The organism is Microbacterium sp. M4A5_1d (genome assembly GCF_053345465.1).
Window position 1 is genome coordinate 576,900 of record NZ_JBKFAD010000003.1, and the last position, 12,389, is coordinate 589,288.

The 12,389-nt window shown below is 68.9% G+C and carries 11 protein-coding genes; 6 read left to right on the forward strand and 5 right to left on the reverse strand.

The window, feature by feature from the left end:
• Window positions 1-7 precede the first annotated feature (7 nt).
• From ACLBWJ_RS14625 to ACLBWJ_RS14645, 5 genes are all read right to left on the reverse strand, one after another.
• Window positions 8-1,285, reverse strand: coding sequence for an ABC transporter permease (locus tag ACLBWJ_RS14625; protein ID WP_114588571.1), 1,278 nt, complete (start codon window positions 1,283-1,285; stop codon window positions 8-10).
• A complete protein-coding gene (locus ACLBWJ_RS14630; protein ID WP_274178918.1) occupies window positions 1,285-2,619 on the reverse strand; it encodes an ABC transporter permease in 1,335 nt (444 codons plus the stop codon). The genes ACLBWJ_RS14625 and ACLBWJ_RS14630 overlap by 1 nt, the downstream gene beginning before the upstream one ends.
• Complete coding sequence (locus ACLBWJ_RS14635; RefSeq protein ID WP_112617412.1) at window positions 2,616-4,130, reverse strand: ABC transporter ATP-binding protein; 1,515 nt, start codon at window positions 4,128-4,130, stop codon at window positions 2,616-2,618. The genes ACLBWJ_RS14630 and ACLBWJ_RS14635 overlap by 4 nt, the downstream gene beginning before the upstream one ends.
• An 85-nt stretch (window positions 4,131-4,215) precedes the next feature.
• Window positions 4,216-5,328 carry a BMP family lipoprotein gene (locus ACLBWJ_RS14640; protein ID WP_114588573.1) on the reverse strand — a complete coding sequence of 371 codons (1,113 nt, stop codon included), beginning with the start codon at window positions 5,326-5,328 and terminating at the stop codon, window positions 4,216-4,218.
• A 127-nt stretch (window positions 5,329-5,455) separates the two neighbouring features.
• Window positions 5,456-6,571 (reverse strand): mannose-1-phosphate guanylyltransferase, encoded by a 1,116-nt coding sequence (locus ACLBWJ_RS14645; RefSeq protein ID WP_323986416.1) that lies wholly within the window; start codon window positions 6,569-6,571, stop codon window positions 5,456-5,458.
• Window positions 6,572-6,760: 189 nt separating this feature from the next.
• Between ACLBWJ_RS14645 and sdhC the strand changes: the two genes are divergently transcribed.
• From sdhC to ACLBWJ_RS14675, 6 genes are read left to right on the forward strand one after another with little or no spacing between them, the layout of a single operon-like run.
• The gene (gene sdhC / locus ACLBWJ_RS14650) at window positions 6,761-7,195 is read left to right on the forward strand and encodes a succinate dehydrogenase, cytochrome b556 subunit (RefSeq protein ID WP_023955538.1); all 435 of its coding nucleotides are present in this window, start codon (window positions 6,761-6,763) and stop codon (window positions 7,193-7,195) included.
• Entirely contained in the window at window positions 7,195-7,638 is a 444-nt protein-coding gene (locus tag ACLBWJ_RS14655) for a succinate dehydrogenase hydrophobic membrane anchor subunit (RefSeq protein WP_023955540.1), read from the forward strand. Before sdhC ends, ACLBWJ_RS14655 begins: the two co-directional genes overlap by 1 nt.
• Window positions 7,639-7,684: 46 nt before the next feature.
• The gene (gene sdhA / locus ACLBWJ_RS14660; protein WP_447660626.1) at window positions 7,685-9,511 is read left to right on the forward strand and encodes a succinate dehydrogenase flavoprotein subunit; all 1,827 of its coding nucleotides are present in this window, start codon (window positions 7,685-7,687) and stop codon (window positions 9,509-9,511) included.
• Window positions 9,511-10,281, forward strand: a complete 771-nt coding sequence (locus ACLBWJ_RS14665; RefSeq protein ID WP_094260201.1) for a succinate dehydrogenase iron-sulfur subunit — start codon at window positions 9,511-9,513, stop codon at window positions 10,279-10,281. Before sdhA ends, ACLBWJ_RS14665 begins: the two co-directional genes overlap by 1 nt.
• 57 nt (window positions 10,282-10,338) lie before the next feature.
• Window positions 10,339-11,499 (forward strand): YihY/virulence factor BrkB family protein, encoded by a 1,161-nt coding sequence (locus ACLBWJ_RS14670; protein ID WP_447660627.1) that lies wholly within the window; start codon window positions 10,339-10,341, stop codon window positions 11,497-11,499.
• A 33-nt stretch (window positions 11,500-11,532) separates the two neighbouring features.
• A complete protein-coding gene (locus ACLBWJ_RS14675; protein ID WP_112617418.1) occupies window positions 11,533-12,372 on the forward strand; it encodes an exodeoxyribonuclease III in 840 nt (279 codons plus the stop codon).
• Window positions 12,373-12,389 lie beyond the last annotated feature (17 nt).

A 12,389-nucleotide genomic window follows, 5' to 3' on the forward strand; every position in this document is an offset into this window, starting at 1 on the left:
AGCGGTGTCACCCCTTGATGTACGGCTTGCCGGCGGCGGCCGGCCCACGGATGTGCCCCGCGAACCCGGCGACCGCGAGGATCGTCACGAGGTAGGGCAGCATGAGCATGAACTCGCTGGGGATCGGCGTCCGCAGCACCGTCAGAAGGTTCTGCAGGTTCGTCGCGAACCCGAACAGCAGCGCCGCGAGGGTGGCGCGGATCGGGTCCCAGCGTCCGAAGATCACGGCGGCGAGGGCGATGAAGCCCAGGCCCGCGGTCATCTCCTTGGTGAAGGTCGGCACCGACACCAGCGTGAAGTACGCACCACCGGCGCCGGCGATCGCACCGGCGAGGCTGACGTTCCAGAACCGGGTCGGGTTCACCTTGATGCCGACGGTGTCCGCGGCCTGCGGGTGCTCGCCGACGGCGCGCAGGCGCAGGCCCCAGCGGGTGCGGTACAGGCCCCACGCGACGAGACCGACCGTGACGTACATCAGGTAGACGATGAACGTCTGGTTGAACAGCACGGGTCCGATGACGGGGATGTCGCTGAGCAGCGGGATCGGCAGGCGCTGGAAGGTCGTCGCACGGTTGAGCGTCGCCTCGTTCGGCGCGAGGAGCGCTCCGAAGAGGAAGCCGGTGAGGCCGGTCACCAGCACGTTCAGCACGACGCCGACGATGACCTGGTCGACGAGGTAACGGATCGAGAAGACCGCGAGGACGAGGCTCACCAGCACGCCGCCGACCATGGCGGCGATCAGTCCGATGAACGGGTTGCCGGTGATGCTGCCGACGAGCACCGCGCCGAAGGCGCCGAGCAGGAACTGGCCCTCGATGGCGACGTTCACGACGCCGACCCGTTCACCGATGACGCCGCCGAGGGCGCCGAAGATGAGCGGGACCGACAACGACACCGCACCGAACAGCAGACCGATGACGGGCACGAGTCCCTCGGCCGCGGCCCAGACGAGGAAGGCGAACACCCCCACGAAGCCGGCCACCGCGATCAGCCAGGTGCGAGGGCGGCGATAGGCGAGGGCGTCCCACGCCGCGACGGCCGTGATGACGGCCATCAGGGCGAGCAGCGTCCAGCTGGTCGGCCCCGTCGGGAGGGCGACGTCCGGGATCGGGATCGTCGACCCGCCGTCGGCGAGACGGAACGTGCTCGTGCCGCCACGCGGGACCAGGGCGAACAGCAGTGCCAGCAGCACGGTGGCGACGCCGAGGGCGATGGCCGGCTTGAGGTGGCGGACCTTCACCGCGGCGGGGGCCGCGGCGGCGGAGGTCAGATCGGTCGTTGCCATCAGGCACCCGCCTTCACAGCGGCGCGGCGCGACGAGTTCTTCGTGCGGCCCGACGCGCGCTTCTCAGCTTCGGTCTTGGGAAGGAAGAAGATCGTCCGGACGAGCGGCGGGGCTGCGATGAACAGGACGATGAGCGCCTGCACCACGAGCACGATCTCGACGGGGATGCCCTCGGAGCCCTGCATCGTGAAGCTGCCCGCCTTGAGCGCGCCGAGCAGGATGCCGGCGGCGAAGACGCCCCACGGACGCGAACGCCCGAGCAGGGCGACCGTGATCGCGTCGAATCCGATGCCCGCGTCGATCGAGCCGGTGAAGCCGGTGGTGACCTGGCCCTGCACCTGGTTCATGGCCGCGAGGCCCGCGAGCCCGCCGGCGAAGAGCATCGCGTAGATGTACATGCGCTCGACCGAGATGCCCGCGGCGCGTGCCGCGTGCGGGTTCTCGCCCACGGCGCGCAGGCGCAGCCCGAGGCTGGAGCGCTCGATGACCCACCACACGACGATCGTCGCGATGATGACGACGATGAAGCCCCAGTCCAGCAGCGGATACTGCGGGCCGAGCAGCTCGGGGAACTGCGCGGAGTCCGGGGTACGCAGCGAGATCGACTGCGTCGTGCCGGTCTGCTGCAGCAGCGAGGGGGTGCGCACCATCCAGCTGACGAGGTAGTAGGCGATGTAGTTGAGCATGATCGTGAGGATCACCTCGTGCGCGCCGGTGCGCGCCTTCAGCAGTCCCACGAGCCCGCCCCACAGGGCCCCGCCCACGATGCCGGCGATCAGGGTCAGCGGCAGGTGGATGAACATCGGCAGGTCGAGGTTGAACGTCACGAGGGCCGCGAACGCAGCGCCGATGAGGATCTGGCCGCGGCCGCCGATGTTGAACAGACCGGCTCGGAAGGCCAGCGCGACACCGAGACCCGCCGCGATCAGCGGCGCTGCGAAGCCGAGCGTGTTCGTGAGCGGACGGATCTGCGTCGCGAAGCCGTCGACGCGCGTGTTGAACACGGCGCCGCGGAACAGGGCGTCGTATCCGCCCGACACCGACTGCCAGATCGCGACCAGCGTGTCGCCCGGGCGGGCGAAGAAGTAGCCGGATGCCGCGGCCACGCGCTCGTCCGTGACGGCCATCATGATGCCGCCGACGATGAGCGCGAGCACGATGGCGAGCACGGTGATGACGCCGCTGCTGCGCATCACCTCGCTGATGATGCGGTTCGTCGTCGGCGGCGGGGCCACCTCGGGCTTGCCGGTCAGGGGTCCGCCGACGGGGGGCAGTTGCGAGTCCGCGGGCTCGACGGGGAGGTCGGGGCCGGGACCGGGGGTGGGGGTGGTCATGCTGCTGACTCCTCGGGGACCTCGCCGGCCATCATCAGGCCGAGCACGTCGCGCGGCGTCGTCGCCGGGACGACGCCGACGATGCGACCGCGGTACATCACCGCGATGCGGTCGGCCAGGGCGACCACCTCGTCGAGCTCGGTCGAGACGACGAGGACGGCGACGCCGGAGTCACGGGCCTCGATGATGCGCTTGTGGATGAATTCGATGCTGCCCACGTCGACGCCGCGCGTGGGCTGCGCCGCGACGAGCAGACGCAGCGGGCGGGCCATCTCGCGTGCGATGACGACCTTCTGCTGGTTGCCGCCCGACAGGGTGCCGACCGCCGTGTCGGGGCCCTGCGTGCGGATGTCGTACTCGGCGATGCGCTCACGCGCGAACGCCTCGAGGGCGCGGCGGTCGATCGTGCCCGCACGAGTGAAGGCGCGGTCGTCCGAGCGGTCGAGGATGAGGTTCTCCTGCACGGAGAACGCTCCGACGAGACCGTCCTCCTTGCGATCCTCGGGCACGAAGCCGACACCGCGGTCGAGGATCGCGCGCACGCTGCGCCCGCCCAGCTCGTCGCCGTCGAGGCGGATCGAGCCGTGGTCGATCGGCAGCAGCCCGAGGATCGCTTCGACGATCTCGGTCTGGCCGTTGCCCTGGACGCCCGCGATCGCGACGACCTCGCCCGACTGCACCTGCAGGTCGACGTCGTCGACGACGACGATCCCCGAGGGCGTGACGACGCGGATGCCGTCGAGCACGAGGCCGCCCTCCCCCACGTTCGGAGCGCCCTTGGCCACGACCATCTCGACGGGCCGGCCGACCATGAGCGCCGCCAGCTCGGCGTTGCTCGCCGTCGGCGAGGCCTCGCCGACGACCTTGCCCAGCCGGATGACGGTGATGCGGTCCGCGACCTCGCGGACCTCGCGCAGCTTGTGGGTGATGAAGACGATCGAGGTGCCCTCGTCGCGCAGCTGGCGCATGATCGCCATGAGCTCGTCGGTCTCCTGCGGAGTGAGCACGGCGGTGGGCTCGTCGAACACGAGCACTTTCGCCTCGCGCGAGAGGGCCTTGATGATCTCGACGCGCTGCTGCACGCCGACGGGCAGATCGCCGACGACGGCATCGGGATCGATCTGGAAGCCGAAGCGGTCGGCCACGGCACGCACGTGTGCGCGGGCCGCGGCGAGGTCGAGGACGCCGAGGCCCTTGGTGTTCTCGTGACCGAGCATGACGTTCTCGGCGACGGTGAAGACCGGGACGAGCATGAAGTGCTGGTGCACCATGCCGATGCCCGCGCTCATGGCGTCGCCGGGTCCGCGGAAGTCCTGGACGACGTCGTCGAGGAGGATGTGGCCCTCATCGGCCTGATAGAGGCCGTAGAGGACGTTCATGAGCGTCGACTTGCCGGCGCCGTTCTCCCCGAGGAGAGCGTGGATCTCGCCCGGCCTGACGACGAGGTCGATGTGGTCGTTGGCGACCAGGGTGCCGAAGCGCTTGGTGATGCCCCGGAGTTCGAGCTTCATGTCGGCCAATCTATGCGACGGATGGTGGGTGGACAGCGGTCGGGGCCGGGGAACTTCCGTCCCCCGGCCCCGACGACTCATGAGCTCACGGAGAGTTCGGCGAGTCCACGGTGATGTCACCGGCGACGATCGCCTCCTGCAGGGCGGTCAGCTCGTCGGCGAGACCGGCCGGCAGACGCGACTCGAAGTCGTGGAAGCTCGACAGCTTGACACCCTCGTTCTTCAGCGTGCCGACGTACGGGTCGGTCGTGAAGTCGCCGCCCTGCGCCGCGACGGTGGCGTCGTAGACGGAGACGTCGATCGCCTTCTGGATCGACACGAGCGTCAGGTCGGCGACCGTGTCGTCCGAGACGGCGAGGTCGCTGTCGACGCCGAGCATGACGACGTCGCGGTTGCCCTCGCGGATGGCCTGCGCGGCGCTCTGGTAGATCGGGCCGCCGACGGGCAGGATCACGTCGACACCCTGGTCGAGGATGCCCTGAGCGACCTGCTTCGCGGTGTCGTTGGCGGTGAAGCCGCCCGTGAAGTTGCCGTCCTGAGCGGTGATGTCCCAGCCGACGACGCCGACGTTCGCGCCCTTGTCCTCGTTGTACTTCTCGACACCGAGCTGGAAGCCGTCCATGAAGACGGTGACCGAGTTGAACTTGTCGCCACCGAAGGTGCCGACCTTGTTCACGCCGGCCTCAGCCGACCACGAGGCCGCCGCGTAGCCGCCGAGGTAGGCGGCCTCCGCGGTGTTGAACACCAGCGGCTTGATGTTGGGGGCGTCGGTCTTGCCGTCGAAATCGGTGTCGGCGTAGTCGTCGATGATGGCGTAGTCGATGTCGGGGTTCGCGGTGGCCGACGCGACGGTGGCCGGGGCGAGCTTGTAGCCGACGGCGACGATCAGGTCGCAGCCCTCCGAGACGAGCGTCTCGAGGTTCGGCGCGTAGTCGTTCTCGGTGGTGGACTCGACCTCGATCGATTCGACGCCGAGCTCCTTCGCCGCGCGGTCCATGCCCTCCTTCGCCGACTGGTTGAACGAACGGTCGTTCCAGCCGCCCTCGTCGGAGACCAGGCAGGGGGTGAAGTCCGAGCCCGCCTCGGGTGCGGCGGATCCGCCAGCCTCATCGGGTGCGGCTCCGCAACCGGCGAGGGCGACGAGAAGGCCCGCGGCAGCTGTGATGCCGACGAGCTTCTGGGGGGTCGAGAGTGTCAATGCAGCCTCCACATTGAAGGCGCCGCGGACTTCGCGGCGGCTGGAAAGAAGTTACCTACTGTTTCGTCCGGGTTGCACCCCGGACGCACCCCGCCCCGCGAATGGTTACAAAGACGCAATGTGCGCGTCACAGAACGTCGCCGCGTCCCGTCAGCTTGAGGGCGTCGACCACGTGCTTGACGCGCTGCGCGTTCTCGCTCGTGGTCACCAGAAGCGCGTCGGGAGTGTCGACGACGACGATGTCCTTCACTCCGATCAGGCTGATGACCCGCGAGGTGTGGCTGACCACGATGCCGCTGGCCGCGTCCGAGAGGATGCGGGCGTTCTCGCCGAGGATGGCCAGGTCGTTCTTGCGTCCGTTGGAGTTGAGCTTCGCGAGGCTCGCGAAGTCGCCGACGTCGTCCCAGTCGAAGTGCCCCGGCACGACGGCGAGCTTGCCCTTCTCGGCGGCGGGCTCGGCGACGACGTAGTCGATCGCGATCTTCTTCAGCTGCGGCCAGATGCGGTCGACGGCGGGACCGCGCCGGTCGCGATCGTCCCAGGCCTCGGCGAGCTCGAGCAGGCCCGCGTGCAGTTCGGGGCTGTTCGCCTCGATCTCGGCCAGGAGGACATCGGCCCGCGAGATGAACATGCCCGCGTTCCAGAGGTACGACCGGTCGGAGACATAGGCTCGCGCCGTCTCGAGGTCGGGCTTCTCGACGAAACGCTCGACGAGAGAGGCGTCGCGAGCGCCCTCGACGATCAGTTCGCCGCCGCGCTTGATGTAGCCGAAGCCGACAGCGGGCTCGGAGGGGGTGATGCCGATCGTGCAGATGTAGCCCTCGCGCGCGACCTCGACCGCGTCGCGCACGGCGAACTCGAAGACCCGGCTGCCGCGGATCACGTGATCGGCCGCGAACGACCCGATGATGACGTCCGGATGACGCCGGTGCAGGATCGCGGCGGCCAGACCGATCGCCGCCGCCGAGTCGCGGGGCTCGGACTCGAGGAACACGTTCTTGTCGGGGATGCCGGGCAGCTGGGCCTCGACCGCCGCGCGGTGAGCGCGTCCCGTGACCACCGCGATGCGGTCGGGCCCTGCGAGCGGCGCGAGCCGGTCCCAGGTGTCGCGCAGCAGCGAGTGGCCCGATCCGGTGAGGTCGTGCAGGAACTTCGGCGCGTCGGCACGCGACAGCGGCCACAGCCTGCTGCCCACGCCGCCGGCGGGGATGACGGCGTAGAAGTCCGGGATCTCGTCGATCATGCTCCGAGCGTACCGGGACGCGGCCGCAGCCCCCGGCGCAAGAACCCGCTTTCTTTAGGGTGCCCTTCGTCGCCCCGCGTCATTTTCCCGGCCTAGAATCGATGTGCGCCCATGTGACGCCGGGGGTCAATTGCCCCACCGGGGCATCGATCGCCCCCACGAACCGTGTTCGATCCAGGGAGGACGACCGTGTCTGCACCAGCACGCGTCACACCGTCGGTAGCCCAGACCACATCCAAGACCCCGCGCGGCACGCTGTACCGCGGCAACGAGGGCATGTGGTCGTGGGTGCTTCACCGCATCACCGGCGTGGCCATCTTCTTCTTCCTCTTGGTCCACGTGCTCGACACCGCGCTGATCCGCGTGTCGCCCGAGGCCTACGACGCCGTCATCGGCACCTACAAGAACCCGATCATGGGTCTCGGCGAGGTCGCCCTCGTCGCCGCGATCGTCTACCACGCCTTCAACGGTCTGCGCATCATCGCCGTCGACCTGTGGCCGTGGGCGACGCGCCACCAGCGCCAGCTGTGGTGGGGTGTCCTCGCGGTCTGGGCCGTCACCATCATCGGTTTCGCGGCTCGTCACGTGCCCATCGTTCTCTCCGAGATTGGAGGGGGTCACTGATGACCGCCGACACCCTTGCCGCTCCCCGCAGCCCGCAGGTCCGCAAGAAGGGCGCCAACCTCGAGAAGTGGGGCTGGGTCTACATGCGCGCCTCCGGCGTGCTGCTGGTCGTCCTGATCTTCGGCCACCTCTTCGTCAACCTCATGCTCGGCGAGGGCATCAAGGGCATCGACTTCGCTTTCGTGGCCGGAAAGTTCGCCAGCCCGTTCTGGCAGTGGTGGGACGTGCTGATGCTCTGGCTCGCCCTGATCCACGGCGCGAACGGCATGCGCACGATCGTGAACGACTACGTCACGGGTGCGACGGCGCGGAAGGTCCTCGTGTGGGCCATCTGGCTCTCGGCAGGTCTGCTGATCCTGCTCGGCACCCTGGTCGTGTTCACCTTCGACCCCTGCCTCGGAGTGACCGCGGACAGCATGCTCTGGGAGACCTGCCAGGGCTGACCCTGCGCTCCGACGACGTGAATCACAGCAACGAAAGGCTCGCCCCGTGAGCACCCAGACCGAAGAGGTCGTCGTCAAGGACGGCATCCACTACCACCAGTTCGACATCGTCATCGTCGGCGCCGGCGGCGCCGGCATGCGGGCGGCGATCGAAGCCGGTCCGGGTGCCCGCACCGCGGTGATCTCGAAGCTGTACCCGACCCGCTCGCACACCGGTGCGGCGCAGGGCGGCATGGCGGCGGCGCTCGCCAACGTCGAAGAGGACTCGTGGGAGTGGCACACTTTCGACACCGTCAAGGGCGGCGACTACCTCGTCGACCAGGACGCGGCGGAGATCCTCGCCAAGGAGGCCATCGACGCGGTCATCGACCTCGAGAACATGGGCCTGCCCTTCAACCGCACCCCCGAGGGCAAGATCGACCAGCGCCGCTTCGGCGGCCACACCGCCGACCACGGCAAGTCGCCGGTGCGCCGCGCCTGCTACGCCGCCGACCGCACGGGCCACATGATCCTGCAGACGCTGTTCCAGAACTGCGTCAAGCTCGGCATCAACTTCTTCAACGAGTACTACGTGCTCGACCTCATCACGGTGACCGCGCCCGACGGCTCGACCCAGACGGCGGGCGTCGTCGCCTACGACCTGGCGACCGGTGACCTGCACGTCTTCCACTCGAAGGCCGTCATCTTCGCCACCGGCGGCTTCGGCAAGATCTACAAGACGACCTCGAACGCCCACACCCTCACGGGCGACGGCGTCGGCATCGTCTGGCGCAAGGGCCTGCCGCTCGAGGACATGGAGTTCTTCCAGTTCCACCCGACCGGCCTCGCCGGTCTCGGCATCCTGCTCACGGAAGGCGCACGCGGCGAGGGCGCGATCCTCCGCAACGCGTCGGGCGAGCGGTTCATGGAGCGCTACGCGCCCACCATCAAGGACCTCGCTCCCCGCGACATCGTCTCGCGATGCATGCAGCAGGAGGTCGCCGAAGGCCGCGGCGCCGGTCCCCACCGCGACTACGTGCTGCTCGACTGCACGCACCTGGGCGCCGAAGTCCTCGAGACCAAGCTCCCCGACATCACGGAGTTCGCCCGCACCTACCTCGGCGTCGACCCCGTCGTCGAGCCGGTGCCCGTCATGCCCACGGCGCACTACGCGATGGGCGGCATCCCCACGAACGTCGAGGCCGAGGTGCTCGCCGACAACACCACCGTCGTGCCGGGCCTCTACGCCGCCGGCGAGTGCGCGTGCGTCTCGGTGCACGGCTCGAACCGCCTCGGCACCAACTCGTTGCTCGACATCAACGTCTTCGGCAAGCGCGCCGGCCGCAACGCCGTCGAGTACGTCAAGACCGCCGACTTCGTGCCGCTGCCCGCGGACCCCGCCAAGGACGTGCGCCAACTCATCGAAGGCGTGCGCAACAACCCCGGCACCGAGCGCATCGCGGTCCTGCGCAAGACGCTCCAGGACGAGATGGACAAGGGCGCCCAGGTGTTCCGCACCGAGGAGTCGCTCCTGCACGTCATGGACGTCATCGCCGACCTGCGCGAGCGGTTCAAGAACATCCACGTCGACGACAAGGGCAAGCGGTTCAACACCGATCTGCTCGAGGCGGTCGAGCTGGGCTTCCTGCTCGACATCGCCGAGGTCGTCGTGGTCGCCGCTCGCAACCGCAAGGAGAGTCGCGGCGGCCACATGCGCGATGACTTCCCGACGCGTGACGACGAGAACTACATGAAGCACACGATGGCCTATCTGTCGGGCGACCCCCACTCGTCGCACGCCGAGGACCACATCCGGCTCGACTGGAAGCCCGTCGTGTTCACCAAGAACGAGAACGGCGAACTGCGGTACCCGCCGCTGGAGAGGAAGTACTGATGACGATCGTCGAAACCGATGCCGCGGCCCCTGCCGAGGCGGCGAACGACACCGGCATCCAGTCGTTCCTGGTCACCTTCATCATCCGGCGCTTCGACCCCGAGGTCGACAGCGAGCCGAGGTGGGTCGACTACGACGTCGAGCTCTACTCGACCGACCGCGTCCTCGACGCCCTCCACAAGATCAAGTGGGATGTCGACGGGTCGCTGACCTTCCGCCGCTCGTGCGCGCACGGCATCTGCGGGTCCGACGCGATGCGCATCAACGGGCGCAACCGCCTGGCCTGCAAGACGCTGATCAAGGACCTCGACATCTCGCAGCCGATCTACGTCGAGGCGATCAAGGGCCTGCCGCTGGAGAAGGACCTCGTCGTCGACATGGAGCCGTTCTTCGCCTCCTACCGCGACGTGCAGCCCTTCCTCATCGCCAACTCGAAGCCCGAGGCCGGCAAGGAGCGCATCCAGTCGATCGCCGACCGCGAGATCTTCGACGACACCACCAAGTGCATCCTCTGCGCCGCGTGCACCTCGTCGTGCCCCGTGTTCTGGACCGACGGCCAGTACTTCGGCCCCGCCGCGATCGTCAACGCGCACCGCTTCATCTTCGACTCGCGCGACGACGCGGGCGACGTGCGCCTCGACATCCTCAACGACAAGGAAGGCGTGTGGCGCTGCCGCACGACCTTCAACTGCACCGAGGCCTGCCCGCGCGGCATCGAGGTCACCAAGGCGATCGCCGAGGTCAAGCAGGCGGTTCTCCGCGGGCGTTGAGCCGGCCGGGCTCGCGCCCGATCAGCTCGCGCCGCCGCTGCCGATAGATTCGACGACGTGGATCCCGACCCTTCCGCGACAGATGCGCTGCGCGAACGGTGGGATGCGTCTCGGCTGCGCGAGCGGCTCGACCAGCCCATCGAGCGTGCGACGACGATCACGCGTCGCACGCTCGGCTGGTTCCCGATCCGGGTATGGCGCCACTTTCTGCGGCACAACGGCTTCCTCCTCGCCGCGAGCATCAGTTACCAGTCGCTCTTCGCCCTCTTCGCCACCATCTACACGGCGTTCGCCGTCGTCGGGCTGTGGCTCGGGGGATCGCGCATGGCGATCGACGCCCTCATCGACGTCGTCAACAGCTACATCCCGGGGCTGATCTCCGGCAGCGGTCCGGTCTCCCCCACCGACGTCGCCGACATCGCCCGCAACAGCGGCAGCGTCCTAGCGGTGACGGGTGCCGTCGCCCTCGCGGTCGCGATCTGGACGGCCATCGGGTTCGTGACGTTCACGCGCCGCGCGGTGCGCGATATCTTCGGCCTGCCCTTCGACACGCGCAACTACCTGCTCCTGAAGCTGCGCGACTTCGGCGCAGCCCTGCTGTTCGGCCTCGCGCTCGTGCTCGGCGCCGCACTGGGTCTGGTGGCGGGCGGCATCGTTCGGCAGGTGTTCGACCTCTTCGAGATCCCGTACGAGTCGACCACGATCGACGTGCTCAGCCGACTCGCGTCTGTGCTGGTCGCGATCGTGATCAACGCGGCCGCCCTCACCGCGCTCATCCGGTTTCTGACCGGGACCGCGCTGCCCTGGCGCAAGATCATCCCCGGATCGATCTTCGGCGGCGTCGCGCTGAGCGTGCTGCAGCTCGGCGCCGGCTTCCTCGCCGTCTACTCCCCCACCAACCCGCTCCTCGCGACGTTCTCGGTGCTCATCGGATTCCTCCTCTGGCTGCGCCTCGCGGGCATCGTCATCCTCGTCGCGGCGTCGTGGGTGGCCGTGTCGGCGGCGGATGACGGCATCCCGCTCGAGGTGAGGACCGAGGAAGAGAGGCGCGAGGGCGAGCGGCGCGCCCTGCGTGTGGTCGCCGAGGCACAGCTGCGCGACGCCGAGCACGCCCTCGCCGAAGCCGGGTGGTGGCGGCGAGTTCCCGCCCGCCGGGATGTGAAGCGGGCGCGCGAGCTGCTGCGACGTCTCGACGCGGAGCAGCGCGCCGCGCGGTGAGCCCTGTCGGAGGTCGCGGTTACGCTGGCAGACGTGTCACGTCGTCTTCGCATCGCCTCCGTCAACGTCAACGGCATCCGCGCCGCCGCCCGCAAGGGAATGCACGAGTGGCTCGAGACCGCCGACGTCGACATCCTGACCCTCCAAGAGGTCCGCGCCCAGGCCTCCGACCTCGCCGCTGCCCTGCCGAACTGGCACTTCGTCTCCGACGAGGCGCTCGCGAAGGGGCGCGCAGGTGTCGCTATCGCCGCCCGTGAGCCCCTCGACGTCTGGCGCATCGAGCTCGGCGACGACGATCTCGACTCGAAGGGACGCTGGGTCGAGGCCGACATCGAGGTCGCGGGCGAGCACCTCACGGTCGTCAGCGCGTACGTCTTCACCGGCGAGGCCGACACCGAGAAGCAGGTCGCGAAGTACGCCTTCCTCGATGCGATGGAGAAGCGGATGCCGCAGCTCGGCGAACTCGCTGTCATCACCGGCGACCTGAACGTCGGCCACCGTGAGTTCGACATCCGCAACTGGCGCGGCAATCGCAAGAAGGCCGGCTTCCTCCCGCGCGAGCGGGCCTATTTCGACCGGTTCACCGCGCCCGCCGGCGTCGAGATCGACACCGTCGACGGCGAGCGGGGCACCGGCCTCGGGTGGGTCGACGTGGGACGTCGGTTCGCCGGCGAGGTCGACGGTCCCTACACGTGGTGGTCCAACCGCGGAAAGGCGTTCGACACCGACACCGGGTGGCGAATCGACTACCACCTCGCCACGCCGCAGCTCGCGGAGCGCGTCACCGACTACCGTGTCGTGCGCGCGCCGTCGTGGGACACCCGGTGGAGCGACCACGCCCCCGTCGTCGCCGACTACGTCTTCCCGGGCTGATCGAGGCGACGGGGCGA